At 61.6% G+C, this 25,183-nt stretch carries 36 protein-coding genes and 1 pseudogene; 12 read left to right on the top strand and 25 right to left on the bottom strand.

What is annotated here, in order from left to right; genetic code table 11:
* Positions 1 to 60: 60 nt before the first annotated feature.
* Entirely contained in the window at positions 61 to 330 is a 270-nt protein-coding gene (locus tag MFF07_RS06720) for a hypothetical protein (protein WP_147817631.1), read from the top strand.
* A gap of 399 nt (positions 331 to 729) precedes the next feature.
* Positions 730 to 2,031, top strand: a complete 1,302-nt coding sequence (locus tag MFF07_RS06715; protein ID WP_238231183.1) for a Gfo/Idh/MocA family protein — start codon at positions 730 to 732, stop codon at positions 2,029 to 2,031.
* A gap of 203 nt (positions 2,032 to 2,234) precedes the next feature.
* Here the strand turns inward: MFF07_RS06715 and MFF07_RS06710 are convergent, their stop codons facing one another.
* Positions 2,235 to 2,525 (bottom strand): DUF6894 family protein, encoded by a 291-nt coding sequence (locus MFF07_RS06710; protein ID WP_238231182.1) that lies wholly within the window; start codon positions 2,523 to 2,525, stop codon positions 2,235 to 2,237.
* A 63-nt stretch (positions 2,526 to 2,588) separates the two neighbouring features.
* On the opposite strand from MFF07_RS06710, the gene MFF07_RS06705 reads away from it, so the two are divergent.
* The 3 genes from MFF07_RS06705 to MFF07_RS06695 are packed head-to-tail and all read left to right on the top strand — an operon-like array spanning position 2,589 to position 4,602.
* Positions 2,589 to 2,825 carry a hypothetical protein gene (locus tag MFF07_RS06705; protein WP_147817633.1) on the top strand — a complete coding sequence of 79 codons (237 nt, stop codon included), beginning with the start codon at positions 2,589 to 2,591 and terminating at the stop codon, positions 2,823 to 2,825.
* Positions 2,822 to 3,274, top strand: coding sequence for a LexA family protein (locus tag MFF07_RS06700; protein ID WP_147817634.1), 453 nt, complete (start codon positions 2,822 to 2,824; stop codon positions 3,272 to 3,274). The genes MFF07_RS06705 and MFF07_RS06700 overlap by 4 nt, the downstream gene beginning before the upstream one ends.
* Positions 3,271 to 4,602 carry a Y-family DNA polymerase gene (locus MFF07_RS06695; protein ID WP_238231181.1) on the top strand — a complete coding sequence of 444 codons (1,332 nt, stop codon included), beginning with the start codon at positions 3,271 to 3,273 and terminating at the stop codon, positions 4,600 to 4,602. The genes MFF07_RS06700 and MFF07_RS06695 overlap by 4 nt, the downstream gene beginning before the upstream one ends.
* A 37-nt stretch (positions 4,603 to 4,639) precedes the next feature.
* Here MFF07_RS06695 and MFF07_RS06690 read toward each other — a convergent pair whose 3' ends face one another.
* Positions 4,640 to 5,518 carry an SDR family oxidoreductase gene (locus MFF07_RS06690; protein WP_147817636.1) on the bottom strand — a complete coding sequence of 293 codons (879 nt, stop codon included), beginning with the start codon at positions 5,516 to 5,518 and terminating at the stop codon, positions 4,640 to 4,642.
* Positions 5,519 to 5,588: 70 nt separating this feature from the next.
* Between MFF07_RS06690 and MFF07_RS06685 the strand changes: the two genes are divergently transcribed.
* The gene (locus MFF07_RS06685; RefSeq protein ID WP_147817637.1) at positions 5,589 to 6,236 is read left to right on the top strand and encodes an SOS response-associated peptidase; all 648 of its coding nucleotides are present in this window, start codon (positions 5,589 to 5,591) and stop codon (positions 6,234 to 6,236) included.
* Positions 6,237 to 7,165: 929 nt separating this feature from the next.
* Positions 7,166 to 7,907 (top strand): annotated as a pseudogene (locus MFF07_RS06680) (DUF3750 domain-containing protein).
* A gap of 78 nt (positions 7,908 to 7,985) precedes the next feature.
* On the opposite strand, the gene MFF07_RS06675 reads toward MFF07_RS06680, so the two are convergent.
* A complete protein-coding gene (locus tag MFF07_RS06675) occupies positions 7,986 to 9,449 on the bottom strand; it encodes an MDR family MFS transporter (protein ID WP_238231180.1) in 1,464 nt (487 codons plus the stop codon).
* A 132-nt stretch (positions 9,450 to 9,581) separates the two neighbouring features.
* Here MFF07_RS06675 and MFF07_RS06670 point away from each other — a divergent pair, with 132 nt between their 5' ends.
* Complete coding sequence (locus MFF07_RS06670) at positions 9,582 to 9,791, top strand: hypothetical protein (RefSeq protein WP_147817639.1); 210 nt, start codon at positions 9,582 to 9,584, stop codon at positions 9,789 to 9,791.
* 98 nt (positions 9,792 to 9,889) lie between these two features.
* Here MFF07_RS06670 and MFF07_RS06665 read toward each other — a convergent pair whose 3' ends face one another.
* The 5 genes from MFF07_RS06665 to MFF07_RS06645 form a co-directional block, all read right to left on the bottom strand.
* Complete coding sequence (locus tag MFF07_RS06665) at positions 9,890 to 10,141, bottom strand: hypothetical protein (RefSeq protein ID WP_147817640.1); 252 nt, start codon at positions 10,139 to 10,141, stop codon at positions 9,890 to 9,892.
* Between the two features lie 142 nt (positions 10,142 to 10,283).
* Complete coding sequence (locus tag MFF07_RS06660) at positions 10,284 to 10,973, bottom strand: SDR family NAD(P)-dependent oxidoreductase (RefSeq protein WP_147817641.1); 690 nt, start codon at positions 10,971 to 10,973, stop codon at positions 10,284 to 10,286.
* Positions 10,974 to 11,026: 53 nt separating this feature from the next.
* Positions 11,027 to 11,416 carry a hypothetical protein gene (locus MFF07_RS06655; protein ID WP_238231178.1) on the bottom strand — a complete coding sequence of 130 codons (390 nt, stop codon included), beginning with the start codon at positions 11,414 to 11,416 and terminating at the stop codon, positions 11,027 to 11,029.
* 12 nt (positions 11,417 to 11,428) lie between these two features.
* A complete protein-coding gene (locus MFF07_RS06650) occupies positions 11,429 to 13,669 on the bottom strand; it encodes a xanthine dehydrogenase family protein molybdopterin-binding subunit (RefSeq protein WP_283206813.1) in 2,241 nt (746 codons plus the stop codon).
* Positions 13,670 to 14,062: 393 nt separating this feature from the next.
* Entirely contained in the window at positions 14,063 to 14,437 is a 375-nt protein-coding gene (locus MFF07_RS06645; protein ID WP_147817643.1) for a VOC family protein, read from the bottom strand.
* Positions 14,438 to 14,919: 482 nt separating this feature from the next.
* Between MFF07_RS06645 and MFF07_RS22665 the strand changes: the two genes are divergently transcribed.
* A complete protein-coding gene (locus MFF07_RS22665; RefSeq protein WP_373322262.1) occupies positions 14,920 to 15,237 on the top strand; it encodes a DUF6894 family protein in 318 nt (105 codons plus the stop codon).
* Positions 15,238 to 15,381: 144 nt separating this feature from the next.
* Here MFF07_RS22665 and MFF07_RS22660 read toward each other — a convergent pair whose 3' ends face one another.
* The 4 genes from MFF07_RS22660 to MFF07_RS06630 all read right to left on the bottom strand — a co-directional run bounded on the left by MFF07_RS22660 (position 15,382) and on the right by MFF07_RS06630 (position 17,449).
* Positions 15,382 to 15,543, bottom strand: a complete 162-nt coding sequence (locus tag MFF07_RS22660) for a DUF6894 family protein (protein ID WP_373322281.1) — start codon at positions 15,541 to 15,543, stop codon at positions 15,382 to 15,384.
* Between the two features lie 403 nt (positions 15,544 to 15,946).
* The gene (locus MFF07_RS06640) at positions 15,947 to 16,177 is read right to left on the bottom strand and encodes a DUF6894 family protein (RefSeq protein ID WP_147817644.1); all 231 of its coding nucleotides are present in this window, start codon (positions 16,175 to 16,177) and stop codon (positions 15,947 to 15,949) included.
* 208 nt (positions 16,178 to 16,385) lie between these two features.
* Positions 16,386 to 16,652, bottom strand: coding sequence for a DUF6894 family protein (locus MFF07_RS06635; protein WP_147817645.1), 267 nt, complete (start codon positions 16,650 to 16,652; stop codon positions 16,386 to 16,388).
* A gap of 566 nt (positions 16,653 to 17,218) precedes the next feature.
* Positions 17,219 to 17,449 carry a DUF6894 family protein gene (locus tag MFF07_RS06630; RefSeq protein ID WP_147817646.1) on the bottom strand — a complete coding sequence of 77 codons (231 nt, stop codon included), beginning with the start codon at positions 17,447 to 17,449 and terminating at the stop codon, positions 17,219 to 17,221.
* Between the two features lie 449 nt (positions 17,450 to 17,898).
* Between MFF07_RS06630 and MFF07_RS06625 the strand changes: the two genes are divergently transcribed.
* The gene (locus tag MFF07_RS06625) at positions 17,899 to 18,243 is read left to right on the top strand and encodes a DUF6894 family protein (protein WP_373322261.1); all 345 of its coding nucleotides are present in this window, start codon (positions 17,899 to 17,901) and stop codon (positions 18,241 to 18,243) included.
* Between the two features lie 73 nt (positions 18,244 to 18,316).
* Here the strand turns inward: MFF07_RS06625 and MFF07_RS06620 are convergent, their stop codons facing one another.
* The 5 genes from MFF07_RS06620 to MFF07_RS06600 form a co-directional block, all read right to left on the bottom strand.
* Positions 18,317 to 18,556 carry a DUF6894 family protein gene (locus MFF07_RS06620; RefSeq protein WP_187272545.1) on the bottom strand — a complete coding sequence of 80 codons (240 nt, stop codon included), beginning with the start codon at positions 18,554 to 18,556 and terminating at the stop codon, positions 18,317 to 18,319.
* A 201-nt stretch (positions 18,557 to 18,757) separates the two neighbouring features.
* The gene (locus tag MFF07_RS06615) at positions 18,758 to 18,949 is read right to left on the bottom strand and encodes a hypothetical protein (RefSeq protein ID WP_147817649.1); all 192 of its coding nucleotides are present in this window, start codon (positions 18,947 to 18,949) and stop codon (positions 18,758 to 18,760) included.
* An 80-nt stretch (positions 18,950 to 19,029) separates the two neighbouring features.
* Positions 19,030 to 19,398 (bottom strand): hypothetical protein, encoded by a 369-nt coding sequence (locus MFF07_RS06610; protein ID WP_147817650.1) that lies wholly within the window; start codon positions 19,396 to 19,398, stop codon positions 19,030 to 19,032.
* A 39-nt stretch (positions 19,399 to 19,437) separates the two neighbouring features.
* Positions 19,438 to 19,710 (bottom strand): hypothetical protein, encoded by a 273-nt coding sequence (locus MFF07_RS06605; RefSeq protein ID WP_238231174.1) that lies wholly within the window; start codon positions 19,708 to 19,710, stop codon positions 19,438 to 19,440.
* 112 nt (positions 19,711 to 19,822) lie between these two features.
* Positions 19,823 to 20,035: a hypothetical protein gene (locus MFF07_RS06600; protein ID WP_147817652.1), complete on the bottom strand. Its 213-nt coding sequence runs from the start codon at positions 20,033 to 20,035 to the stop codon at positions 19,823 to 19,825.
* A 228-nt stretch (positions 20,036 to 20,263) separates the two neighbouring features.
* On the opposite strand from MFF07_RS06600, the gene MFF07_RS06595 reads away from it, so the two are divergent.
* The gene (locus MFF07_RS06595) at positions 20,264 to 21,028 is read left to right on the top strand and encodes a hypothetical protein (protein WP_238231172.1); all 765 of its coding nucleotides are present in this window, start codon (positions 20,264 to 20,266) and stop codon (positions 21,026 to 21,028) included.
* Between the two features lie 43 nt (positions 21,029 to 21,071).
* On the opposite strand, the gene MFF07_RS06590 is transcribed toward MFF07_RS06595, so the two are convergent.
* From MFF07_RS06590 to MFF07_RS06575, 4 genes are all read right to left on the bottom strand, one after another.
* A complete protein-coding gene (locus tag MFF07_RS06590; RefSeq protein ID WP_147817654.1) occupies positions 21,072 to 21,308 on the bottom strand; it encodes a DUF6894 family protein in 237 nt (78 codons plus the stop codon).
* Positions 21,309 to 21,415: 107 nt separating this feature from the next.
* Positions 21,416 to 21,649, bottom strand: coding sequence for a hypothetical protein (locus MFF07_RS06585; RefSeq protein ID WP_147817655.1), 234 nt, complete (start codon positions 21,647 to 21,649; stop codon positions 21,416 to 21,418).
* A 182-nt stretch (positions 21,650 to 21,831) separates the two neighbouring features.
* Complete coding sequence (locus MFF07_RS06580) at positions 21,832 to 22,038, bottom strand: hypothetical protein (protein ID WP_147817656.1); 207 nt, start codon at positions 22,036 to 22,038, stop codon at positions 21,832 to 21,834.
* Positions 22,039 to 22,068: 30 nt separating this feature from the next.
* A complete protein-coding gene (locus tag MFF07_RS06575; RefSeq protein WP_147817657.1) occupies positions 22,069 to 22,359 on the bottom strand; it encodes a DUF6894 family protein in 291 nt (96 codons plus the stop codon).
* Positions 22,360 to 22,607: 248 nt separating this feature from the next.
* Between MFF07_RS06575 and MFF07_RS06570 the strand changes: the two genes are divergently transcribed.
* Positions 22,608 to 22,829, top strand: a complete 222-nt coding sequence (locus tag MFF07_RS06570) for a hypothetical protein (RefSeq protein WP_147817658.1) — start codon at positions 22,608 to 22,610, stop codon at positions 22,827 to 22,829.
* Positions 22,830 to 23,243: 414 nt separating this feature from the next.
* Here the strand turns inward: MFF07_RS06570 and MFF07_RS06565 are convergent, their stop codons facing one another.
* From MFF07_RS06565 to MFF07_RS06550, 4 genes are all read right to left on the bottom strand, one after another.
* Positions 23,244 to 23,438, bottom strand: coding sequence for a hypothetical protein (locus MFF07_RS06565; RefSeq protein WP_147817659.1), 195 nt, complete (start codon positions 23,436 to 23,438; stop codon positions 23,244 to 23,246).
* 585 nt (positions 23,439 to 24,023) lie between these two features.
* A complete protein-coding gene (locus tag MFF07_RS06560) occupies positions 24,024 to 24,242 on the bottom strand; it encodes a hypothetical protein (protein WP_147817664.1) in 219 nt (72 codons plus the stop codon).
* A gap of 102 nt (positions 24,243 to 24,344) precedes the next feature.
* Positions 24,345 to 24,587 (bottom strand): hypothetical protein, encoded by a 243-nt coding sequence (locus MFF07_RS06555; RefSeq protein ID WP_147817660.1) that lies wholly within the window; start codon positions 24,585 to 24,587, stop codon positions 24,345 to 24,347.
* Positions 24,588 to 24,983: 396 nt separating this feature from the next.
* Positions 24,984 to 25,183: hypothetical protein (locus MFF07_RS06550; RefSeq protein WP_238231170.1), on the bottom strand; the 200-nt coding region annotated here is incomplete at its 5' end.

Here is a 25,183-nt window from a genome sequence, read left to right as displayed (position 1 = left end):
GTTCGATTGCCAGGACGAGGATGGATCGGGCATGGCCACGCCTAAGGGTGGGAGGGGCTGATGGCGATCAAACAGGAAGTGGTGGCGCAGCTTGCCGAGGCATCGGCTCAGCAAGTGCTCGTGCAGACGCTAGCGGTGTTGGTGTTCGGGCAAAGCGGGCTGTCGCCGGAGCGGGTGCGCTCGCTCGGGCAGAGCCTCAGCGAGCAGATGGGCGAGGTTGTCATTCCGGACGCCGACGCGGCCGATGCGGAAGCGATTCGTGAGGCCAATGCGCGGGCTGTCGTCGCGGTGTTCGAGGGTGTCGCGGAGGCGATGCCCAGTGGGGCGTGAGGGGCGATGTTAGGATGGGGGCACGGGGATGAGTCATGTCCGATCCTCCACCGGGGGGTGTCTTACCGGCTGATCTACGTTCTCGGTCAGCGGCGACGATGCTGCTGACGGCCGGCCGGGTCCGCCGCTCACATTAAGTTTCCGTCTCCTGCGGGATCGCAGAAAGTCAGGGCCGGCTCGGCCTCAAATCCGACAGTGACGCCTCGTTGCGCACGACGATGAGGCCCCGGTCGCATCGCAGACGATCTCGCCTCTCTCTTACGGACTTTCCGTCCATTCGAGGCCGTCAACACGTGTCATGCCTTCCGTCATTGGCCCCCGTCGTGACGGCGTTCGAGGAACTGTACCTGAAGAGTGCGGTTCCTCGAACGCCGTTCAGGCTGCGCGACGAGGCATACTTTGCACGAAGACAGACGATTTTCGCGACGCAACCTGCTCCAGACGGGCGGAGCGGTCGTCACCGGTGCGGCGCTGAGCATTTCAGGCCCCGCCGCCAGCGCAACGGGCCCCAGCATCCCGGCGGACACGGGCGCGGTTCAGGGCGGCCGCATCCAATTTCCGAACTGGCGGGGCGAGGGCGACACGCCGCCACCACCGCCTCCGGCCCCGATGCCACCAGACAAGCGGGTCGGCTTCGCCATCGTAGGCCTTGGCCGGCTGACGCTCGAAGAGATTCTTCCGGCGTTTGCTGCTGCAAAGTCCGCGCGTGCGGTGGCCCTCGTATCGGGCTCGCCCGAGAAGGCGCGGCTCGTCGCCGCCCAGTACGGCATCGGCGCCGAGGCGATCTACAGCTACGAGGAGTGGGATCGTCTCAAGGCAAATGCGACGGTCCAGGCTGTCTACATTGTCACCCCGAACTCCCTGCACCGTGATCAGGTTATCGCCGCAGCCGGCGCCGGCAAGCACGTACTTTGCGAAAAACCGATGGCGACTTCGTCGGCCGAGGCCCGCGACATGGTCGAGGCCTGCACACGTGCGGGACGTCGGCTGATGATCGCCTATCGCTGTCAATATGAACCCTACAATCGTGAGGTTGCGCGATTGTCGCGATCTGGCGAATTGGGCCGGGTCCGACTGATCCAGGCGTTCAACGGCCAAACCTCGGGTCTGCCAGAGCAATGGCGCTTGAAGCGCGCGCTCTCGGGCGGGGGCGCACTGCCGGATATCGGCCTCTACTGCCTCAACGGTGTGCGGGCGCTGCTCGGCGAGGAGCCGGTTTCGGTGCAGGCTCAGACCTATTCGCCCGAGGGCGAGCGCCGCTTTGCCGAAGTCGAGGAGAGCGTTGTCTTCACCCTGCGCTTTCTTTCCGGCGCCATTGCCCAGTGCACGACGAGCTACGGAGTCTACGAGAGTCGGCGTCTCCAGGTGCATACCGAGAAGAGCGACATCGATCTCGAGAACGCCTTCGCCTATCGAGGGCAGCGGCTGGTGGTTTCGCACCGAGAGGGCAAGCGCGGGCAGCGAGATGAGGTCGTCATCGCACCGCAGAATCAGTTCGCCCTTGAACTCGACCACATGGCCGAGTGCATTCTCAAGGACCGCCGGCCGCGTACGCCCGGTGAGGAGGGTCTGCAGGATCAGATTTTGATGGAGGCGATCTATGAGGCCGCCCGCACGGGGACTGTGGTCCCAGTCGGTCCATTGGCCGGCACAAGCGCTGGATTGGACGCGACGCGCGGGCCGGCTTTGGACGATTCTTGACCTTGCCGATCGGGGTTGCTGCTGCCTTTTTGACGGACGATGGCCTTCCGGACCGAGGCCTTAGCCGCGATGTCCCAGACGTTGAAGTCGGCCAAGTCGGCATGTGCGATCCGCCCGAACCGTCACGAGGGCGGTAGCTGATCCAAGACCGGGTACCGTCCGGTCTTCGCCCCCTTCGGCACACCGGGTCCACAAGCCTCCACTCACCGAAGTAAATCCGTGAACGGCTTCGACGTCACCGGTCGGCCCGTCGCGTCATAGACGTCGACCTGCCACGCCGACCAGTCCAGCTTCCCGCCTCCTCGCATGAGCTTGAGCGCCACCCTCTCGGCATGCATGCGCACGAGCGCCACCGTCGGCAGCCGCTTGCCCCGCAGATCGGCGACCAGGTCATGGCCGTCGGTACAGTGGAAGCGGTAAAGCCGCGTCGGCATTGATGCTTTACTCCGCGCTCCACAGGCGTCCACCGTCACGGTCTCGAACTTGGCCGCCACCGTCGAACCGCGCGTCCGCGATAGGATTGTTCATGTTATGTTCTATTCAGAGCAAGAGCCGCGATGCACGCCCACCCCCATGAACCGCCTGTGGAGATCCGGCTCACAGAAGCCGAGACGATCGCGCTCGCCTACCGGCGGGCCGCGCGCGGCGACACCTGGGCGGCATTGGTCCAAGCCGTCCAAGATGCGCTGACAGATCTCAGTGAGGTTGAGCGCCGGACCGCGCAGCGCGACCGGCTCATCTCGTACGGCTACATCCGCGGTAGCGTGTCCAAGGCGGCAGGCACGGCCGAGTGAGTCCGCTTGCGGTCGACGAACTGATCCTCGGAAGCTCTGACGCGGTTCGGGTGCCCGTGATCGGGCAAGCGCTATGCGCCGGCTTTCCGAGCCCTGCCGACGATTTTATTGAAGGGGCGCTGGAGCTGCCGCGCTGGTTGGTACCGAACCCGCCGGCGACCTTTCTAATGCAGATCCGGGGTGATTCGATGCGCGGTGCCGGCATCCACGACCGCGATCTGGCGTGCATCGACCGCAGCCTGCGGGCCGAGAACGGCAGCGTCGTCGTCGCGGTGGTCGACGGGCAGCTCTCGTGCAAGCGCTACCGGATCGTGGGCAATGGCGCCCGGCTGGACTTCGACAACCCGGACATGCCGGCCTTCGGCGTCGATGAGTACGGCGAGGTGGAGATCTGGGGCGTACTGCGCTTCTCGATCCGTTGGCACTTGGCGCGTGGGCGGCTGTCGTGACCCAGCCGAAACCGCGCCTTGACGACAAGTCGGGCGGCGGGCGTGCCATCGCGCTGATCGACGGCAACAGCTTCTACTGCTCCTGCGAGCGGACGTTCGACCCGAAGCTCGCCGGCCTCCCCGTGATTGTGCTGTCCAACAACGATGGCTGCGCCATCGCCCGCACCGCCGAGGCCAAGGCCCTCGGGATCAAGATGGGCGATCCCTACTTCAAGATCCGCGACCTCTGCCGGGCACAGGGCGTTCGCGTCTTCTCCTCGAACTACACGCTCTACGGCGATATGAGCGCCCGCACCAATGCGGTCTACCGAGGGTTCGCTTCGGCCATCGAGATCTACTCAATCGACGAGAGCTTCCTCGACCTCACCGACGTGCGCCCCGACCGCCGCGTCGAACTCGCTCGAGATCTCCGAGCGACGGTGCGGGCCTGGACCGGCATACCGACCTGTGTCGGCATCGGCCCCACCAAAACGCTGGCCAAGCTCGCCAACCACATCGCGAAGTCGATCGCGCCGCTCGACGGCGTCTGCGACCTGACGGACCCGGACGCTTATGCGCATTGGCTCGGCCGGATCCATGTCGGTGAGGTCTGGGGCATCGGCCGGGCTTCGCTCGCGAAGCTCGAGGCCATGGGCGTCGATACCGTGGCGGACCTGCGTGACCTGGATCCCCGGCCAGTGCGCAAGGCGATGACGGTGGTGGGCGAGCGCATCATCCACGAGCTGCGCGGCGTGTCTTGCCTGCCGCTCGGCCTGATGCCGGCCCAGCGTAAGGGTTGCGCCGTCACCCGCTCATTCGGCAGCCGGGTCGAGGATCGGGCCAGCCTGGCGCAGGCGGTCTCCGCCCATGCGACGCGGCTTGGCGAGAAGCTCCGTCGCGAGGGTCTCGGCACTGACCACGTCACCGTCTTCTTCCATACCTCCGAGCACGACCGTGACCACCCGCAGCGCTCGGTCTCGACGGTGGTGACGCTACCCGAGGCGTCGAACGACAGCCTCGTGCTGATCAAGGCGGCGCTGCACGGCATTGCGAAGACGTGGCGCCCGCAGGGCGATCCGCCCTGGCGCTACAGCAAGGCCGGCGTCATCACCGTGGACCTCGTGCCTCTGGTCGCAAGCCAACGGGCGCTGATCGGCCAACTGGACCGCGAACAGGGTGCCGCCCTGATGGCGGCACTGGACGCCTGCAACGCCCGCTTCGGCCGCGGAGCTGTCGTGCCCGCGCGTGTGGGACTGGAGCGAACCCGCACGGGGTGGTCGACGAAGTTCGAGATGCGGACGCCGCGCTACACGACGCAGATCGGCGAGCTGCCGGTTGCCATTGCCTGACGATCCAGCCTGACCCTCCCCACGTAAAACCTACCCGTCAAAGCATCGGCGTGCCGCCGGTTACCGGTATCAGCGCGCCGCTCATGTAGCTGCCCTCGCGCGACGCCAGCAGCACGTAAGCCGGGGCGAGCTCCGCCGGCTGACCGGCGCGGCCGAGGGCCGTGTCGGAGCCCAGGGTTTCGAGCTGCTCGGGGGATTTCACAATCGGCTGAATTGGTGTCCAGATCGGGCCGGGCGCGACACAGTTCACCCGGATGCCCTTAGGCGCCAGTAGGTTCGACAGGCCAATGGTCAGGCTCGCGATCGCGCCTTTGGTGGCGGCATAGATCAGCATCGTCTTGTCGGCGATCTTGGCCTGCTGGCTCGTGGAATTCACGATTGCCGAACCCGGCTTCATGTGCGGCACCGCGGCCTGGGCGAGGTAGTACATCGCGAAGACGTTCGCCCGGAAGGCGCCCTCCAGATCCTCGCTGGTGACGTCGTCGAGACTCTCGTTGACTGTCTGCGCCGCGGCGTTGTTGACGAGGATGTCGAGACCACCGAGTTCCGCGACGGTTCGTTCGACGATAACCCGGCAATGCGACTCACTTCGCAGATCGCCCGGCACCAGCAGCGCCCGCCGTCCGGCTTTCTCGACCCAGTGCCGCGTCTCCTCGGCGTCGGATTGCTCAGCGTCGAGGTAGGAGATCGCGATGTCGGCGCCCTCCCGCGCATAGGCAATGGCCACCGCCCGACCGATGCCGGAATCGCCGCCGGTGATGAGGGCCACGCGCCCGATGAGCAGCCCCTTGCCGACATAGCTCGTCTCGCCGTGGTCAGGCGCCGGCGTCATTTTGGAAGACAGACCGGGCCGCGGCTGCTGCTGGTCGCCCGGGTAGGGGGGCTTCGGCCCGGCTTCGCGCGGATCGGTTGTCATTGGGGTCTCTCATGCAGCATTCGGTAACGTGCCGGCTCGACGATGGTCGCCGCGACAGAATAGTGCCGAGATGTGCAATCTCTACAGCCTGACCAAGGGCCAAGCCGCGATCCGCGACCTTTTCAAGGTCGAGACCGATCGCACCGGCAACCTGCCCTCGCTGCCCGGCATCTTCCCGAACTACGCGGCGCCGATCGTGCACGTGCTCGACGGCAAGCGCGCCCTCTCGATGTACCGTTGGGGCATGCCTTCGCCGAAGTTCGCGTTGAAGGACAAGAAGACTGATCCGGGCGTCACCAACGTCCGCAACACCAAGTCGCCGCACTGGCGGCGCTGGCTCTCACCGGAACACCGCTGCCTCGTACTGCTGACGTCGTTCTCGGAGCACAACAAGGCGGCCGGCGGCGACATCTGGTTCGCGCTCAGTGAAGGCCGGCCCTTGGCCTGTTTCGCAGGGATCAAGCTCGAAGGCTGGACGTCCGTTCGCAAGCTCAAGGACGGCGAGACCACCGACGACCTCTACGCCTTCCTGACGACCGATCCGAACGCGGAGGTCGGCGAGATCCACCCGAAGGCCATGCCGGCGATCCTGACCACGGACGAGGAGCGCGACGCTTGGCTCCGCGCCGATTGGTCCGAAGCCTCAGCGCTTCAACGGCCGCTGCCCGATGGCGCGCTGAATGTCGTGGCGAAGGGCAAGAAGAGCGACGGGGCGTGAAATGGCCGACGCGGCAGTGCCGTTGGCTTTCTGACCTCGGAAACCCTGAGCGACGCCGGCAGGCCGCTGAAGACGATGCCTCGCACATGCTCAAGGCGTACGGTCCCCACATTTATCCCGAGGCGCGAAGCCGAGCGCGACAAGCTCGAACCGACCGCATCGGTGTGCGCGTTCGGCATTGGTCTCAAGTCGCACGAATGATCGAAAGCGGAAGGATGCGAGATCGCCGAGCGAACTGTGGATCTCTGGCGCGGACGAATCCGGCCGCCAGGAGCAAATGCGCCAAACTTGGCCGTGAGGGACCTGGGGTCGTTGGTCACTGTGATGAGAGGCCGGATCCTCGCCGCCGCTTAGAATGCTTCAGCGCAATCTGCTGGCACGCCGCGGCTGGGGTGCCTCTGGCTGCAACGATCCGACAGGCTTCCTCCAAGGTCATATCGCAGGCGCTCGTCATGCCCTGTAGGGCACCAAGGGCTCGGTTATATTCTGGAAGATTGGTGCAGCCAGGGCCGCCGCCACCCTGGCCGAAAGCCGCCATGGGCGACGCAATAGTCGTCGCCAGAGCAAATAGAGCTGCGCCAGTCTTGACCGACAATGTATATTTCCTCGAGGCCACACATGGAAACCGTTGTCGGGACAGGACGTTCCTGGCTGTCTTCGACGCATGTGCTTCCGATTTCGGGACCGATTGGCGGTGGGGCATTGAGCCCGCGCTAACTAGCAGCCGGTATCCTTACTTAAGAGCCGCGTTGCGTATCAGGCTCGACCCGCTGGTGAGATCGTCGACATCCTCCGTCGACCCGTGATCAGATCGGGCGTCGGGGTCGAGCTCGATGCCATCGATGCGGCTATGATCGTCCTAGATGGCGAAGGCCGTGGCACCTGACGCCGCACCGCTCTGCTCGAATTTGGCGGCAGATCCTAGATTTATGCGGCTCCTGCCTGCCCCGTATGAGACCCGCGTGTTCCATTTTGCCCTGCTCGCCTTCGTGCTCGTGTTTCTTGCCCCAATCGCTGCGTCGGCGGCTTTCTATTATCTGAGGAATGACATCGCCGATTGGCGAACGGCTGATCGGTCGAGTGCAGGGCTGCTGCCGCCTGCAGCGAAGCATCCCGAGGCCGACGTGCGGGTGTTTTCGGCTCGAACCGTAAGCTGGCGCGGCATCAACGTCAGTCACAGTTGGATCGTCGTGAAGGGCGCCGACGATCGCGCCTATCAGCGATTTGAATACACGGCTTGAGGCATGCCGATTTGGATCGACCGGTTCGTCCCGGACGGGCACTGGTTCGGTAGCGCGCCGGACGTGGTCTTCACGGATGCTGCCGTCGATGAAGGCGACCATCGCCTACTACCGCTATTTCAAGATCGACGACTATCAGCTCTGCCCGGGCCCGAACTCGAACACGTTCGTGGCCGCGGTGATGAGTTCAGTGCCCGAGATGCGGGCGAGCCTGCCGGCGACAGCGATCGGCAAGGACTACCCCTATGACGGCCGCTGAATCGGCTCGACTCCGTCAAGGACTGGCTTTCGGGTCAATCTCGGCGGCTATTTCGGGCTGACGATCGGCTGGATTGAAGGGCTGGAATTTAACATCATTGGAGCGGTTGCAGGCCTCGATTTCCGCCGTCCCGGCCTCAAGCTTCCCGGGCTTGGTCGCATCGGCATCTGACAAGAAACGTCGAGCTTAAGGACATCCCGCAGATCCTGATTGGCTAAGGCGCGATTGCGCTACGCTGATCAGCTACGCTCAAAGTGAGGACTGCAGGGGACGCTCTTCCATCGCAGCGAGAAAGCCGAGGGCCAGAAGGAGGCCGACGCTCGCTGCCAGAAATACCCAGCGGAAGGCTCCGGCGAGGAGGGCGGCGTTCGTGCCGTGTATCAGGCTCCCGATGTCGTGCCCCGCCCCGACGTCGCCTCCCATTGTGCTGCCAAGCACGATCGTGCCGAAGACGGCGACGATCAGCGCGCCCCCCAGCGACCGGAAGAAGTTCATCGCTGCGGTGGCGATACCGAGCTGATGACGCTCCACGGTGTTCTGGATGGCGATGGTCGAGAGCGGCAGAACCGTGCCGATACCGATGGACAGGAGTACGAACAGCCCTTCCATGAGCCAGAGCGGCAGCCTGTCCCCTTGAGCCGCGATGATCATGCAGCAGGCGAGGCTCGTCGCCATCATCGCGAGGGGCGCGCGCTTGTAGTGCTTGAAATACATCATCGATCGGCTCGACAGCGTGGCGCCGATCACCGTGCCGACCATGAGCGGCACCATCGCCATGCCGGACTGGCTCGGGTTGAGCCCGATCACACCCTCGAGGAAGATCGGCACATAGATCGTGAGCCCGATCAGCGTTCCCATCGCAAAGCAGGCACTGAGCGTCGCGCTGTAGACCACCTGGTCCTTCAACACGTCCAGAGGGATCAACGGCTCCGAGACCGTGAGCAGGCGCACCACGAAGCCGGCGCTGATGAGCGCGGACAGCACGAGCAATCCCAGGACGGGCGCCGAAACCCAGGGATAGCGCACGCCGCCCCAGTTCAATGCCAGCATCAGACCGCTCGATCCCAGCACGAGCAGGACGGCTCCCAGATAGTCCAACCGATGCTGGCGCTCGTTGCGGGGCAGAAGCTTCAGCTTCGAATTGGTGAGAAGGTAGGCGACGACGCCGATCGGCAGATTGATCCAGAAAATCGCGGACCAGTGCAGGTGCTGGGCGAGGAAGCCGCCAAGCAGGGGACCGGCGAGCGACGAGACCACGAAGACGCTCGCCACATAGACCTGATAGCGCGCCCGCTCCTTCGGCGAGAGAATGTCGGCCAGGATGGTCTGGGCCAGGGCGATCAGGCCACCGCCGCCGGCGCCCTGGAGGCCTCGAGCCAGCGCTAGGGTCACCATCGTCGGGGCAAGCGCGCAGGCTAGCGAACCGATGCTGAAGATCGCGATGGCGATCAGCAGCATGACGCGTCGCCCGTGAATGTCGCTCAGCTTGCCGTAGAGGGGCGTCACGGCCGTCGACGCCAGCAAATAGGCGGTCACGATCCAGGGCAGGTTCTCTGCGTCACCGAGTTCCCGCCCGATGGTCGGCATGGCCGTGGCGACGATCGTCTGGTCGAGGGCCGCGAGCAGCATCGCCGCGATCAAGCCGAACAGGATCGAACGGATCTCGGCCGGGCTCAGGCTTACGCGGGGCGGAAGGGTTTGTGGGGCGTTCAAACGCGATAAACCTTAGGATGACTGACACGACAGTCGAGCATGGCGGCCACTGTCGACATGTGGGAGTTCTCAAAGCTGGCAGCAGGATGCCAAGCTATAGCCACTGGGTCCTTTTGAGAGAGTGGTGAGATCGTGATCGACAAACTCGCTCCTGCACTGAACGCGGTGAACACCGACGTGATTGACACGAAGGAGAAGGCCGCTTTCGTCTACCGGGCGCTCACGCGGCGCTACGGAATCGACTGGGCCGCCAGAGCGCCTGATGTCGCTCGCGATCGGCTTCGGACCTGCGAGGCATTGCTGACCAAGAAGGAACGGCGCGAGGCGCTGGCAATGCTGTGAGGCACGAAGAAATGGACCCTGCCGATTACCCGATCTACGTGAAGTTGAGGCCAAACGGCAGGGCCTGAAACCCGTCGAGTTCGCTGCCCCCTACGCGACTACTCCGCTGCCTCGACTCCGACCATCAACACGGTGGCGTTGAGACGGGCGCGGTCGAGACCCTTTATGACGTAGTGGTCGTCCCGCCGAACGACGTGCACCGGCACCGGACTGGGCTCCGTGGACATCATATTGCCTCGCACGGCCCGCTCGAGCTGAGACCGCACAGCTCCGTCTGCAAGGACCGTGAGACCGCCAACGGCTGCAATCATCAGGATACTGCGCGCGAGGATCGAGGAGAGGGTGAGCATCGTGTGATCCTGGGCCTACCGGAACCGTAGCAGAGCCGTCAGAAGCAAGATGCAGCAGGGCAGACACAGCGCGAGGGCGAGGAGCAACATAGCCAACGAATGACGAAGACGAAGCAGGTGCATCCGGTCTCGGGTCCTCGGCTTACCAAGGAACCGGCTGTCCCGCGTAGTCGAGAAAGACACATCCGGACTGCCCAAGGTGGCCTTCCAGAACGGCGACGATGCCCCGAGCGCTGGTCTCGACGTCGAGTGTCGCCCGTCGGCCACCGAGATCCGTGCGAACCCATCCGGGATGCATCAGCAGGACACCCCAGTGCGCTTTCGGATGCTGGCCCACGAACGAGCGGGCAACGGTGTTGAGTGCCGCCTTGCTCGCTCGGTAGCCGCCCCAACCGCCGCCGCGGTTCAGCGACACTGAGCCGAGCTTCGATGTCATCAGGACGATGAGCCCACCGGGTGCGACGCGTTTCTGAAACGCTTCGGCGAAACGGATCGGGCTGATGGCGTTCGTCTGGAACATCGCGCCGGCTACCGCGCGCGGTAGGGCGGTGACCGGTGTGCCGGCTTGCGTGGCGACCCCTGCCACAACGAAGACGATATCGAAGTCCGGCGCATCCGCGAGGGCCACCCGCAGTGCCGTCACGGCCTCGTCGTCGTCGATGTCCACCCCCGCCTCGATCCGTAGACGCCCCCTGGCAGCTAAATTCGCCAGGGCAGCGGACGGTCGGCGCACGGTGGCGGTGACGTCCCAGTCGCGTTCGAGAAACCTGGCGACGAGCCCGAGGCCGAGGCCACGGGACGCGCCGACCACCAGCACCCTGCGTGCGCTCATGTCGTCTGGCTGCTTCGCATTGCGCCCCGATCGCCCGGCTCGGCCGGCCCATGTTAGCGTTCGGCCCGCAGGCTCCCGAGGAAGCGCCGAGCGATGTCCCGCACCGCCTCGTCGTCCTTCTCCTCGCCGTGGGCCTTGTCCCAGAGGTGGTCGAGGCTGCCGTCGAGATCATCCAGCAGATCGGGGTGGCGCTGCGCAACAAATCGGATCGTGCCGAACAGCAGATGCTCGATCGCCATCTCGCGGCGACGCGCATCGATGATCTGGTCGGAGGCGGACGTGGGGGTTTGATCGGACATGGCTGCACAACCGCAGCCGCTGGTCCGAGGTTCGAACAAGCCGGGTGCCGTGAGTGCCGCACCCGCCTTCGCCGATGCGCTGAGGAACACTGAGGCGACGAAGGGCCGGTGCATGGCCGTCGGATGACGGGCGCCGTCGAGCAAAGCAGTAGGTTGTTAGATCATATCCTCGACCCGGATCGGAAGGCTGCGAATGCGGCGCCCGGTGGCATGATGCACGGCATTGGCGATGGCTGCGTTGACCCCGATGATGCCGAGCTCGCCGAGGCCCTTCACGCCGAGCGGGTTCACGATCTCGTCTGGGTCCGGCACGAGCACGGCCTCGACCGCCTCGACGTCCGCCGAAGTGGGAACGAGATACTCGGCAAGGTCCGCGTTCCGGTAGGTCGCGCCGTCAAGGACGGTCTCCTCGAGCAACGCCGAGCCGAGCCCCCAGATCATGCCGCCGACGAGCTGACTTCTAGCGGTGAGCGGGTTGAGAACCCGACCTGCTGCAAAAGCCCCTGTCAGACGCGCGACCCGGATCTCGCCGGTCTCGCCATGGACGTGCACCTCCGCGAACTGTGCCCCGAAGCCCCAGGACAGGGCATCGCCGCCGAGGGACAGGCCGATTCGCCCGGCGCGCAACGATTCGAGCGCCTTCTCCGGTGCGCCAGCCGGCACGAACTCGGCGAGGGTCTCTGCACCGGCAGGTCCGACCAGGGCAGCCGCTTCGCCGAGCGGCACGGCGCGGCCATCTTCTGCCAGCAGCCGGCCTTCAGAGACCCGCAGGCCGTTCGGATCGTAGCCTTCGAACGACCATCCCGTAGCGGTCGCCGCCTGCGCGAGCCTAGTCCGGAGCTGATCACAGCCGAGCGCTAGCGTGCTCATCAAGCTCGTTGTGGTGCTGGATCCCCCCGAGAGGCTCGACGGCGGCAGATCGCTATCGCCGAGCAGCACCCTTACGCGCCCGACCGGCACGCCCAGCCATTCGCTGACGCCCATGGCGAGCAGCGTGGTGATGCCGTTGCCGATCTCGTGATGGGCGGTCGCAACCTCCACGGAGCCGTCCGGGAGCAATCGCAGCCGCATTGTCGCCGCGGCGGACTTCACCGGCCGCACGGACGATGCGCAGCCGAGACCGACTTGCCAGGGCCCATCGCGTAGCGACCTGGGCTCTATCGAGCGACGTTCCCAGCCGAAGGCGGCTGCACCCGCATCGAAGCAGGCCATTAGCGGCCGGCTCGAAAACGGCTTGTCCGTCACCGGGTCTCGAGCCGTGTCGTTGCGTCGGCGCAGTTCGATCGGATCGACGCCAAGCAGCAACGCCATCTCGTCGACGGCGGATTCGAGGGCGAACAGGTAGGGCACCTCCGGTGGCGCTCGCATCGGACCTGGGGTGTTGCGATCGACCCGGACCGCCCGCTCCTCGGTGCGGATCGCCGGGCAGGCATAAAGGCTGGCTGTGACATCCGTCCCCTCCATCATGAAAGGGTCGAAGCGCGACGTTACGACCTCCGCCTCATGGACGAGGGCCGTGAACCGCCCGTCGCGGTCGGCGGCCAGCCGGATGTCGTGGCGCGATTCCGGTCGGTAGTTCGCGATGGTGAAGCATTGGCGACGCGTCGGCACCAGCGAGACCGCGCGGCCCAGGCGCTTCGCCGCGAGCGCGACCAGAGCGGTGTGCTGAGACAGGGCAAACTTCGATCCGAAGTGCCCACCGATCAGACCCGAGACCACCCGAATGTTCATTGGGTCCATGCCGAGCTGTGCGGCGAGCCCGTGCTGGACGGCGCCGATGTAGCGGGTCGGTTCATGCACGGTCAGCCTCTCGCCATCCCAGGCGCAGCGGGTGGTGAACAACTCGATCGGGTTGTGATGCTGGATCGGGGTCTCGTAGCGCGCTGCAACCTGTGCAGCTGCTGCTGTCCAGGCCGCCTCGGGATCGCCGACTGATACCTCCTCGTGATGCTGTTTGAGATCGGCGAGCCGCACGGTCTCGGCGCCGGGATCATCGAAGGTCCCGGACGCCGGCTCGGCCGCATAGCTCACAGCAACCAGTGCAGCGGCCTGTTCGGCAACCTCAAGCGTCCGCCCGATGACAAGCGCCACGATCTGACCGGCATAGGCGACGCGGTCCGACGACAGCGGTCGATGCGAACTGTTGGCGTAGCCGCCGTCCATGAGGTGCGCCACAGGAGCGACGGCCCCGGCGAAGTCGCGATGTGTGAAGATGCCAAGAACGCCTGGGACGCTCTCAGCCGCAGTGAGGTCGAAACCGGAGATGCGTCCCTTCGCGATGGCACTGGTGACGAGCGCGGCGTGAGCCACGGGCCCTTCGCGGGTATCGGAGGAATAGACTGCCGTTCCCGTGACCTTGGAACGCCCCTCAACTCGAACGTGCGGGCGGCCGAGCATGCCATCAGCGATCGTTGCAGACCCATCCATCGTGACGTCTTCCGTGAGCCAGATCGCTCACACGGCAATGACTGCCGATGCCGCTCGGGTCCGGTGCTAGATCGGATCGAAGGGGTGACATGGTGCTGCGCCAACCGGCTCTGCGTCACATCGACTATCGAGAGCGAGATCCCAACCTGCATGGCAGCGGCCGGATCGGACAAGACAGCAGTTCGACGCCCAGCCGGGCATCGTCGAGCCGCAAAGCGAGAAGGCTTCAGTCCAGCCCGACCGGAGGGCTGATGAGGCGATCTGCGATCGTTACCCCATCAGAGATTGATACCGCTCTGCAGACGCTACGGAACCGTAGCACCGTGCGAGCATGACCGGCTCCGCGCGGGACGGAGGCTCGCGTCACTTCGTGGGCAAGGTCCGTGCAGTGAGCTTGTTTCCATCGGGATCGCGAAGGTAAGCGACGAAAGATCGATTTGGGCGCTCTGCGGGCGGGCTCTCAATCGCTGTACCACCATGCTTGGTGCCGGCCATGTGCCACGCAAGAACATGGTCGCGGCTTGCAGCGACAATGCCAATCGTCCCACCGTTCGCTGCAGTGGCTGGATTCCCGTCTATCGGCTTCGTGATCATCAGCCGTCCGCCCTCGTGGGCATAGATCAGCCGACCGCGAGCATCCATCACGCCGGGATCGCCTCCCAGCGCGACAAACGTGGCGTCGTAGAATCCTTTGGCCTGCTCCAGGTCGTTGCTGCCGATCATGACGTGCGTGAACATACACATCTCCAAACAGGGACAGCCTGGGATAGCTGCTGTCTGGACTGGAAACGAGTGACTGACGGCGTCGGCGCGGCGGGCTGCAAGCATGCAGAAAACGCCCCGACATGAGCGCTGGCGGCCAGTTAAAATTTTGTGCGGCAGCAGGCGACTTGCATCGCCCCGGTAATGTGGCTCAGCGCCGGTTCGTAAGCCTAGAAGTTGCTTACCAGCCAAGGTACGAGGGCTGCAGTCCGCGCCCGCCTCTACCATGAGGGGGTCAGGTATAGCGGGCGCGGAAGGTCGGCGGCGAATCGTCGACATCTACACAATAGGCCGACTTGATCTCACTTGGAAGTTAGGAGGGTGACTTTACCTTCGGTATTTTTCCCAATTTGTTTGCTTACCAATCTTTTAATAACATCGGGCATCTTTCAGAAAAGAAATTCAGATTTCGGTGGGTGAAATTGCATCATTTTTCAGCTACTGCTGCGGAAACGTCCATGCCTCGATACATTTTTGACGTGAACGAAGGCGACTCTTCCGAGTGGAATGACGAAGACTTCGAATGCGGCAGTCGGGCCGATATTGAGCAACATGCCCGGAGACTGATTGAGGAGGCCGGCGCACGGCAGGCCGCTCGCGGTAGCGGAAGTCTCCCGTCAACTGTCGTTGTCTACGAAGAGGACGGCGAGATCGTCATGAGCGCCCATGGCTGGGCCACTGGTAGCGTCCGCGTCCTTTGGGCCCGCGGTTGGGAGCCGCGCTCCTGCAGTCACTCTACTCGTCGTCCCTTCAGACTGGCTGACCTTTGCGAGTAACTCGGGTATCTCAGTCATCTTTGACCAAGACGGCCGTCGGGCATCTCACAGCACTGCCGGCCTAGGCGCTCACGTCAGATCCAGCGCAGCGCGCAGCGGAAGATAGGCGAGCACCGCTCCCGTTTCGTCGGTGACCTCTACCGTTCAGCGTCCAATCGGGCGCCCGTTGCGAACTCTGTCAGCCAGGATGCAGCGTGCGCCTTCTAGGGCCTCTGCCCTTGCAGCATTGAGGTCCGGCAATTCGATCCCGTCCGCGTCCTCTATCGGCTCCGCCCCTTCGCGGATGTGCAAAAAATAGCGTGACATCGCGATACAATCGCGAACGGGCTGTGAGGTTTCTGTGAGATAGCCGACCGACCCGACGCCCAACCTAACCGGCAGACGCTGCACGCGATAAACGCCTAGCGCCAGAACCAACACGGATCGTCCGAGCTAGCAACGTATTTGCGAACCGTCGGCTGCCATACAAAACTCGTTGCCGTTCCAGAAAAATGGCAACTTTTTTGCCACTTTGGCCCATAAGGACTTTGCAGACCCTGGTGGGTAACAGTTAGCTGGATCAGCGAGGCATATATGCCAGTGCCACCAAACGATGCTGAAGAAACGCTGTTCCTTATCCAGCAAGCAAGAAACTGCCTTGGTGAAGGCGGTAGTTTCCGCCTTCATGTCTTGATCGAAATGATTCTTATAGAGCTACAGAGAGAAGTAATTAAATCTCTTCAACTTGACACGCCATCCGAACCTTCAAAGTGATAGCGCCAGTCGCAATGCGGACACTCAAGACGAGCATTGCGTCTTTGGCATCCTCGGCTTCCGCGGCCAAGAGCGCCGCAATGACGCGCAGGGCTTCAGATTTCATGTCCGCGCAGCCTTTCAGTTCGCGTCCGATTTCATCGCGATGCTCGGTGCCGTCGTTCACGTCGAAGAAGTAGCGCGGCATCGTTACACCATGGCTCTGAACCTTCAGGCGCGTAGACCTGCACGGTCGGCCAACTCCATTAATCCATATTAGTTTCGCGCATGGCTGTCTTGCATGGCATGCGTCCAAGGCTTGGCAATTTGCCGCGTCTCTCAAGGCACCATTGCACCGCAGCGGTCTTCGCTCGCGGGGCTCTTTCGTTCGGATACTCTGCGCGCCGATCAATCGGCTATCGTGGTATCTCTATGTTGAAAACGAGCCGGACCTTCATCACAACTACGCCGGGCGCGGTCCAAGTGATAACGTTAAGCGCGCCGCCATCACTGCCGAGCATTGCGGTGCGTGCTGCGAAACCGCTGGCAATCCGCGTTGCTTCTGTCTTGGCCGCCTCAAGGTCGGGCAACGTCTGGCCCAGGCTGTCGGTAATGTGAATGCCGTCGTGGATGTCAAAATAATAGTGAGGCAATGCGCGAATCCGGTCTTCAGGCGGGAGCACATCTGTCTCTTGTCGCGAGCGCCTGGGATACGGCCAGCAATACTACTGAATTAGGGCGGCTAGCTCAAATTGCGAAGCCTTGGTGCAATTGTCACGGAAGGCTATGGGATTCTGCTGTCTCGCCTCCTACCCTAGTTGAGTTTACTACCCAATTCCGCCAGAACGGTATTAGGTAGCAAATTCTCTCAAGTTAAAAAGCTCCTACTCCATACCGTTGGGTGGAATACCCCGAGCCTCGGACATAGCCCAACTCTACACGGTAGTAGGTCTTAGTCGACCTACTAGTAGGGAGACATATTAAGCATTCATTCGACCTACGATTCTGACGCAGGCTGATTATTCCAAAATCTAGAAACTTTTCCCCGCCTCGACCGTAATGATTCAGCCCGTTTCACGGGTGGTCATCTTATGAGCGCTGGCGGGGCTGGAAATGTCGAGTGAGCAGGCAGACGCTCAGAAAATAGGAGAACTAATCCAGCAAGCTAAAGATGCCTTGGGGCATCGTGGCAGCTTTCGCCTTAGGACTTTGCTGGAAATGACTCTGATAGAACTGATGAAAACAAGCGCTAAGTTTCCTCAACATGACAGGCCATCCGCACCTTCAGCGGAATAGCGCCATTTGCGTCCCGCACGCTAAGGACCAATGCGGTGTCTTTGGCGTTGTCGGCTTCGGCGGCCAAAAGCAGCGCGACAGTGCGGATAGCTTCAGCTCGAAGGGGTGCGCCGCTTTCTAAGACCCGCCCAACGTCGTCCTGCAGTTCAGCGCCGTCGTTCACATCGAAAAAGTAGCGAGGCATGGGACCGTCTTCCGGATGCAAGATCGCACAACAGTCGGGTATGCGACATTTCTCTTAGACTGTTTGGTTTCGTGACGTCTACCTATCGGTTGGTATGGCTCGTGCGCTGTGAGGCGCTGCTTCAAGCTCGCGTTGCCGCGGAGCGGCGCGGAAATCGTCGGCGTGAGCCTGAGACAATGCAGTCCGACCGAATGTCTGACAGGCACGGGCGCCCACCTAGCATTGAAGGGGACATATTCGGCGGTCTCGGAAAGACGCCGGCAAAACATCCGCTATTATACAGCAGTCCGATCTAATCTCGTTTGATGGCTCACATCTAAGTTTCCCGGGAAATTGAACTACTTATGGTATTTTTGGCCCTTGAAAATCACTATCCGCTGTGGATTCATTAATCCGAAATGCTCATGTGCAAGCCGCGCCGTAATTTGTCATTTTAGGTGAACTTAATTATGTATAGATATATATTCGATGTGAATGAAGGCGATGATGCCGAGTGGGAAGATGAAGATTTGGAGTGCAAAGACCGCTCCGAGATTGAGCGGCATGCTCTCATGCTAATCGAAGAAGCCTGTACGAGACAGGCAGTTCGCGGCGCAGAAAGTCTTCCCTCTACCGTTGTTGTTTATGAAGAGAATGGCGGAATCATCATGAGCGCCCACGGGTGGCTTAAAGGAGCCGTTCGCGTGCGTTGGGAATCGGACTTGCAGCCGCGCCGACAATACGATCCATCGCGCCGCCACATCGCGGCTGCCCTTCAACTTCGATGCGTAAGCCAGATCGAACCCGCCGTTTGATCGCGGGTGAGTTTGCCATCAGTTTGACGGCAATCAACTGGTGCGTCCGGATTTTACCGCAATCGAGAAACGCCTAGCGCCAGAACTCGCGCAACTCGTCTGGAGCCATGCCAGTCGCTGTCATCACGACGGTGCCGCAAGCGGCAAAGACCGCTATGCAAAACGGTGTCGGCTTGCCGGAATGCCTTGCGAGGAACCCCAGCAATCGTTGCTTGGCAGTTTGTTCGATCTCATAGCGATCCGCGCATTCGCTGCCGGTCTCGTCAAATTCCACAGCGCGATCGTTGTAATACTCAAAAAAATATCGAGGCATGGCGCTACCCCCGTGCTTTTTATTTCTGTCGGCCCTTTGCCAGTGGGTGCATTAGCACGCTCTTTCGCACGGCTCACTGGTACAGGCTTACTAGTGCAGCTCAATGATAGAGCCTTGCCGACCTTACGGCCCGCTGGCGTCAATGTGGTTGCATGTCGTCGGTCGGGCTCGCGATAGCTCGGGGCTGCGGCCGAGCGCGGCCTACTTCAGATAGCCCTTCGCCTTCAGGTGCTCGTTCGAGGCATCTCGTTCGAGGCGTGCAGCTTTAAGACGAGCCGTATTCTGATCCGCGGGGCTGGCCGTTGGCTCGGCGGCGCGGCCGCCGGCACGACCCTGCGTTTTGGCGAATGCTGCCTCGGCCGTCATTCGCTCTTTGCTCTGGTTGTCAGCCAAAACACGTTCCTCAGTTTGCCCCCTCGGGGCCTTCACGGTGGCGACACGCTCTTAACCGGCGGTCTCATCAGCTGATAGTTTCAATCTACGAATACCTTCGCACCGTCGGCGTTCAAGATGTCGCGCTGATCGGCGCACCATTGATCCTCGCCCACATCCGCGATCTCGCGTGACACCCGATCGCTTTCGTCACTGATGAGATTGGCCGCCGGCTGTGGCCCAAGCGCTCGATCGAGTGTTTGGCGGGCGGTCCGCGCCAACCCCTCGGAAAGCCGATCGTCCAGCGTGTAGAGCTTGCCGCAGTGAAGGACGATGCCGGCCTGGGCGCAGACAACGCGGGCGAGACCCACAACCTTCTCGTCTCTCTTCTCGTCTTGCGCCGGATCAGCGTGGCCGATCGCCGGCACGAGGATGAAGCCGAGTATCAGGCCGACCAGCATGCGCTTCATTTTAGATAGCCTTTCGCCTTCACGTGCTCGGTGAGCCAGCTAGTGCTTCTTATCGGCTTCCAACTCGGCAAATGCACCGATGCCATTCACTTGAGCAGCCTGGGCGAAAGCGGCGAGAGCGTCGTCGTCGGTCGTGAAAGTCTCATCCCAGACCGTTGAGCCGCCGTCGTGGTCGACGACCTCAAGCTGCCACGGATCGTTCGGAGCATCAGCAAATCGGTAGATAAAGACGATGACCGTGATGCCTTGTTGGGTCACACGGCCGCCAAGGGGAGAGAACTGAAGTTCGCGATCGGGTGTCAGTGCAGCCATTGTTCATCCAGCTCCATCGGTTCGAATCCCCCACCCGGAATTCGAACTTTACGACCACCTGGTGTCAAACCAGATGCGCCATCCCAGGCGACTACGCCCACCAGGGCATCGCTTAGCTCTTCGCCCATTCGTCTGGCTGAACGTCATCGAGATGGTAGAGCGCGACCTCCGGCTGAGGATAGAAAGGCTTCTGGCTCTGGACGATGTCGAGCGGCCAGGGCGAGCGATCGGACGGATCGCCCTCGATGCTGCGACGGTCCTTAGCCCAGTTGAGGGCGAAGCGCACGGCTGCGTCGAGGTCACTCGCCTCCTGATGCGGTGACATGAGCTTGTGAACGCCGTCGCCGGCATTGGAATTAGAGCCAGACCCAAGTCTTAGGCGCGGGTGCACAAACTCATTCTGCTGCCGAGCGTGTCTCTTTGATCACAGATTCGACGGTGAGATTTTGTATAAGTTATGACCAATACCAGTCGCTGTAGCGATATAAATTTTCCTTCGCTGCCGCAATCAAACACTAATTTGTAAAGCTGGTTCTAGGGTCGACGACAGCAATTGAAGTCGAAAGGCTTCGTTTCTCCATTAGATTATGAGAGAGCCAGGAAACTCGATATGTTAAAAATTCGATGTTCAGTAATATTTAGCGGCTTTGCTTATCTCCTAGTCGCCATGGCTGGTCCATCCGCTGCATTTGAGCGGGTGATCAACTCACAAGGAGAGTCGGTAATTGAGCCTAAAGCAAAGATTATTGCATATAACTTGGCTAAAAGGCAGGCGCCTAAAGGCGTTGATTTAAGAAATATAGAACAAAATTGCTATAAGCAAGAAGATAGATCCTACAAATGCGAGTCGAGCTATAGCTTCGAGGTTCCAGACGATGACGATGGTCAGAGCACTGCTGTAGCCAGTTATAATTATGGTCGCACCGAAAGTGACGAGCCAGTGCGTTCGCGAAGGAGAGCGGCAGCCGCACCTGTGCTTCCCAGCAAGCCTTCTCGCGTGAATCGCAGTGATCAGGACGCTTACGATAGCTATATGAGTTCGGATAGCGGGCAAGGAATACGGCGTGACGGAACGCTGCTACCCTCAACTCAATCCGAGCCTATCCAAAGTACAACATCAGTTTCGGATGAAGCTGATACCTTGGGCGCGGCTGCTTCGGGAGTTAAAGGATTGCTAGATTTTGCAACTGCTGCGTTGCCCTTAGCAACTGGAATAGCTGCACAGCGTAATGCACCGATCCCGCGGTCGACAAATAATAAAGATGTTCGCGGCATACCAAATTATGGTAGCAGTGGCATTAGTGGTGGCAAAAAATAGCAAGTAAATCCACGTCGAGTCTCGGCCCTGCCGGCCTAGGCGCTCACGACAGATCCAGCGCGGCACGCAAGGGAAGATAGGCGAGCACCGCTCCCGTTTCGTCAGTGACCTCTACCGTCCCACGGCCGATCGGTCGCCCGTTACGTACCCTATCAGCCAGGATGCAGCGTGCGCTTTCAAGCGCCTCTGCCCTGGCGGCTTCGAGGCTTGGAAGCTCCATTCCTTCCGCGTCCTCTATCAGCTCCGCCCCTTCGCGGATGTGCAGAAAATAGCGTGGCATCGCGATACAATCGCGTACGTGCTGTGAAGTTTCTGTGAGGTAGCCGACTGACCCGACGCACAACCTAACCGGCAGACTCTGCATGGGCCGGTGCAGGCAGGGTGAGCTTATTCCGTGCCGTCGTATCGATCGATGTAGCGAAGGCCGTCCCAGAGTTCGGCGCTTAATCCATTAGCCATACGGCAAGCAGACATTTTAGCCGAAGCGTCTTCAGTCACCAGCAGTGGAGTGATCGAATGCACTCGACCATTCCGATCAAAAAGCACGACCCGGTAGCTCGGGCGCTCGGCGCTATTGCTGCCCGGCAATGGGCCGTATTCGATCTCAGTCTGCTGCGGCATGGCGTAAACCTGTTCGGCGAATCAGCACCTCACAAAGCTTGAGCATGCGAGAGCGCTATGCCCTGCCGTTAGATTGCGCGCAATGCAGTTGGAGTACGGACCATAGCCCATCGCGCATCAGACGTCCGGCCCTTGGTGCATTTGCTCCATAAGGCCGGTGCAACGGTATTGTGCAGCCAGCTTCAGTCGATTGAAGGGAAATGCTCGATGAAGCGCAGGCCATCCCACAGCTCGACGGCATGCCCATCCACCATAGCCTGCGCAAAGCCGAGGGCTTCGTCGTCGTCGGCAGCATTCAAATTGCTGGTAAAAACGACCGAACCATCCGCCCGCAATAGCACCGCCCGGTAGTTCGCTGGTCGCCAAGGCTCCTCATACGATGCGGACATTAGTCGCCTCATCGGCTGCTTACGGGAGACCTATGCGGCCGGCGTAACCGGCACTCGCTCACGCTGCTTCGGCGGCTGTTCGATATTGAACACCAGGCGCACGTTCACCACTACCGAGTCCGGACCATCGCGGATAACGACGATCAACGCGCCGCCATCCCCGCCCATCATGGCCGGCCTCGTCGCGAAGCCCCCGGCAACTCTTATGGCCTCTGCCTTGGCGGCTTCTAGGCCAGGAAGATCCTGGCCAATCTCGTCAATGACGTGAATGCCGTCATGAATATCGAAAAAGTAATGGGGCACGGCAGACAGCCTGTTCATCCAGCCGTACGGCTCGCCGCCCCGGCTGAAGATTGGCCACCATTGCTAATGCATATGCACGCTATCTCTGCCTGCCTTTTGCGCGCACCGGCATCTCGGTGCGATATCCGACACTGAGCACCCTGGATGCATTTCCTTCATAGGGTTGGATTGATGCGTGGATCTGCGGAAAGGCGGGCGAAATTGACGCTGCGCCTTCTATTCCAATGTGAGGTACGAAGCGGCGCGTTGAACCCGTAGGACGACCAATGGCGCTGGACCCCCGCAGGCATCTGGATCGATTCGATACCAAGCTTGCCAAGCGAGCTGACCGCCAGAAATCCGCCGACGAGGTTTGGGCCGAAGTCGGCGATGAGCAGAAGCGTCGCGACGAGACCACCGTGCGATTGAAAGCAGCTCGGCTGGCGCGCGAGGCCGAAGCCCCCGTTGCACCAAATCAGCCCGAGCACGAAAAACCCCGCGAGCCGTGAAGCTGCGGGGCTAAAGTGAGAGCGGGAGGCTGTCCTCGCTTGAGGTTTGATAGGCGGAGGGGAGTTAACGAAGAGTCAATCGGGCTAGGACTTGATGGCCTCCGCAGGGAAAGCGAGGCTGAGGTCGTCGGAGAATTCATGAGGCATAGACGCCGTCAAAGAAAGCAAATCGCTTCGGATACGGTCTAGCTCTTCAATAGATTTATCAAATCCTGGGTAATTCGCATTGCGCCGTTTGTGAGCTTCGTCCATTGCAATCAAGTTGTTGGGCAAACCGAGAATTTTCTTGAGGCGTTGATGATTGTCCTTGTTGAAAAAGAATTCACTCTCTTCAATCGCTATTGACGCTTGGCGCCAGCTTCTCCACGTATCCTCATCGAAAGGCGGCTGATAGAGCGCCGCCTGAGATACCTTTTAAGCTGAAGAATAGGCCGCAAAGCGCAGATTAAATAAATCAAATTTTAGCTTGTTGCTTGCCGTCCGCGCCTGAGCTTCGGCCGTTGTGGCCTGACTGTGAGCGAAAATACTCGTAACAGTCACGGCCGCTATAGTGCCGATAACCGTTGCAAGCGGGCCGCCGAAATCCTTGAAAAAGCAGTAGATGCTCACGAGGCGTCAGTCCTTCGGCTTGCGGGCGGCGCGCTCTCGCTTGCCCACCACAGCTTCAACGGCCATCTTCACAAACCCACTGATCGACTCTTTGGGTAGCAGCAAGGCGCGGATGCGATTGAGCGTCTCCTTGGCGAACCGCGAGGTCGTTGTTATCGAAGACAACCGTCCGACGCACTGGCGCGACCTGCCTGAGCCGCCCGCGGCCCTGGAACCCTCCTCATGACCGAAGCGCCAGCATTCGGCATCTGGCAGCCGATCAAGACCGCGCCTAGGGACGGCACTCGCGTTCTTGTCGCGAGCGGCGAGAAAGTGAACGGCATCGGCCGCTACATCAATCGCCCGGGAGAGGTCTTTTGGGAGATGGACAGCGGAACGCTCATCCTGCTGGGCGCGACCCACTGGATGCCACTGCCGCCACCTCCGCCGAAAGCCAAATCGTCTTGGCCGCCCACGCCATGGTCCGAGTCTAGCCGGTAATACGCGACACCAAACTCGCCGCCTCCGCGAAGCAGACAGAGCGGATCGCGGCGCTGCGGTTTGAATAGGGCGGAGGGGCGGTGAGACGGAAAATGGCCCCCTAGATTAATACCGCATCGAACGCTGACGGCAGTAACCGCCGTTGTCCTGGAAGCCGGCTGGGCACCTGCGCACGCAAGCACCAGCGGCAAACTTCAGTGGTGGGCGACAGGTGTTGCTGAAACGCTTCTCACGGAACTGGTAAGACTGAGCCGGACCCGCTGAAGCAGTCGTGGCCTCACCGATCGGCAGGCCGATCAACAACAGGGCGGTCGCGGTGACCAATCGAACGTTGCTCACTTCAAATTTCCCTTCGCCTTCAGGTGCTCGACCGGGGCGGTGGCGGCAGATGTGAGACTTAGCGCCCCCTGTAGGCCCACCCAGCACCTACTCCCCCGGCGTCCAATCGATGTTCGGGCGCTGCGCCAGCATCCGGTCGAAATAGCCGGCGACGGCCTGGGCGCCCTCCGAGTGCATCATCGCGACGGGATGCGCGAGGTAGGCACGGGCAAGGTCGACGGGGATCCGGCCGGCCTGAAGCGCGCCCAACACCTCGTCGATGAAGGCATCGTTGGCCTCGTTGAAATCGCTCGACAGCTTCTTGCGGTCGTTGAGCGCTCTGATCGGCATGCCGTGATCCTACGTCTCGAGTGCGGAGTGCAGTGAGGGCACGTTGTCGTCGATCGATAGCGGCCACGTCATCGACTGCTTCCGATCTGCTTCCGCAAGCAACGAAAACGACGAAGGCCACCCGGAGGTGGCCTCTAAATCGTTCGTCTCAAAAGAGAAACTGGAGCGGGCGAAGGGATTCGAACCCTCGACCCCAACCTTGGCAAGGTTGCGGTCTCGAAATCGTCGACCTGTTGCTGGAGGGAGTAGATCCCGTCCTGTTCGAACCTGCATCTCTCAGCCAAGCTCGAAGCCGCAAGCTACTTAGCCCCTGCCCAAAACCGGACATCCCGGACTTCCACTAAGGGTCAAACCGAGAAGCGAACAGCGATCGACCGCGCTACCGCCCGCTACGCGCTACCCGAGTATCGCGGCCTGCAGGGTTGCCGCGGCGTCCACGGCTCGCAGAGCGGCGCTTTCTGCTTCGGCGCGAGCATCTTCGGCGTTCTCGCTGTCCGGCTCTTGTAAAGGGCGGACCAATTCCAGGCCGCTGTGGCGGAGTAAAACCAGGCCAGTGGCGGCCGGCAGCTTGAACGATGAAGGGGCCCGATCGGGCC

Origin of the sequence: Methylobacterium thuringiense (assembly GCF_022179645.1) — a bacterium.
Taxonomy (GTDB): Bacteria; Pseudomonadota; Alphaproteobacteria; order Rhizobiales; family Beijerinckiaceae; genus Methylobacterium; species Methylobacterium thuringiense.
This window is presented reverse-complemented; position numbering and strand designations above follow the sequence as displayed.

Bases quoted from the DNA above. Each gene is read 5' to 3' on its own strand.
- MFF07_RS06720 (WP_147817631.1), top strand. From the start codon at position 61: ATGGCGATCAAACAGGAAGTGGTGGCGCAGCTTGCCGAGGCATCGGCT.
- MFF07_RS06705 (WP_147817633.1), top strand. From the start codon at position 2,589: ATGCACGCCCACCCCCATGAACCGCCTGTGGAGATCCGGCTCACAGAA.
- MFF07_RS06690 (WP_147817636.1), bottom strand. From the start codon at position 5,518: ATGACAACCGATCCGCGCGAAGCCGGGCCGAAGCCCCCCTACCCGGGC.
- MFF07_RS06685 (WP_147817637.1), top strand. From the start codon at position 5,589: ATGTGCAATCTCTACAGCCTGACCAAGGGCCAAGCCGCGATCCGCGAC.
- MFF07_RS06665 (WP_147817640.1), bottom strand. From the start codon at position 10,141: ATGCTCACCCTCTCCTCGATCCTCGCGCGCAGTATCCTGATGATTGCA.
- MFF07_RS06660 (WP_147817641.1), bottom strand. From the start codon at position 10,973: ATGAGCGCACGCAGGGTGCTGGTGGTCGGCGCGTCCCGTGGCCTCGGC.
- MFF07_RS06650 (WP_283206813.1), bottom strand. From the start codon at position 13,669: ATGCTCGGCCGCCCGCACGTTCGAGTTGAGGGGCGTTCCAAGGTCACG.
- MFF07_RS06645 (WP_147817643.1), bottom strand. From the start codon at position 14,437: ATGTTCACGCACGTCATGATCGGCAGCAACGACCTGGAGCAGGCCAAA.
- MFF07_RS22665 (WP_373322262.1), top strand. From the start codon at position 14,920: ATGCCTCGATACATTTTTGACGTGAACGAAGGCGACTCTTCCGAGTGG.
- MFF07_RS22660 (WP_373322281.1), bottom strand. From the start codon at position 15,543: ATGTCACGCTATTTTTTGCACATCCGCGAAGGGGCGGAGCCGATAGAG.
- MFF07_RS06640 (WP_147817644.1), bottom strand. From the start codon at position 16,177: ATGCCGCGCTACTTCTTCGACGTGAACGACGGCACCGAGCATCGCGAT.
- MFF07_RS06630 (WP_147817646.1), bottom strand. From the start codon at position 17,449: ATGCCTCGCTACTTTTTCGATGTGAACGACGGCGCTGAACTGCAGGAC.
- MFF07_RS06625 (WP_373322261.1), top strand. From the start codon at position 17,899: ATGTATAGATATATATTCGATGTGAATGAAGGCGATGATGCCGAGTGG.
- MFF07_RS06620 (WP_187272545.1), bottom strand. From the start codon at position 18,556: ATGCCTCGATATTTTTTTGAGTATTACAACGATCGCGCTGTGGAATTT.
- MFF07_RS06610 (WP_147817650.1), bottom strand. From the start codon at position 19,398: ATGAAGCGCATGCTGGTCGGCCTGATACTCGGCTTCATCCTCGTGCCG.
- MFF07_RS06605 (WP_238231174.1), bottom strand. From the start codon at position 19,710: ATGGCTGCACTGACACCCGATCGCGAACTTCAGTTCTCTCCCCTTGGC.
- MFF07_RS06600 (WP_147817652.1), bottom strand. From the start codon at position 20,035: ATGTCACCGCATCAGGAGGCGAGTGACCTCGACGCAGCCGTGCGCTTC.
- MFF07_RS06590 (WP_147817654.1), bottom strand. From the start codon at position 21,308: ATGCCACGCTATTTTCTGCACATCCGCGAAGGGGCGGAGCTGATAGAG.
- MFF07_RS06585 (WP_147817655.1), bottom strand. From the start codon at position 21,649: ATGCCGCAGCAGACTGAGATCGAATACGGCCCATTGCCGGGCAGCAAT.
- MFF07_RS06580 (WP_147817656.1), bottom strand. From the start codon at position 22,038: ATGTCCGCATCGTATGAGGAGCCTTGGCGACCAGCGAACTACCGGGCG.
- MFF07_RS06575 (WP_147817657.1), bottom strand. From the start codon at position 22,359: ATGAACAGGCTGTCTGCCGTGCCCCATTACTTTTTCGATATTCATGAC.
- MFF07_RS06570 (WP_147817658.1), top strand. From the start codon at position 22,608: ATGGCGCTGGACCCCCGCAGGCATCTGGATCGATTCGATACCAAGCTT.
- MFF07_RS06555 (WP_147817660.1), bottom strand. From the start codon at position 24,587: ATGCCGATCAGAGCGCTCAACGACCGCAAGAAGCTGTCGAGCGATTTC.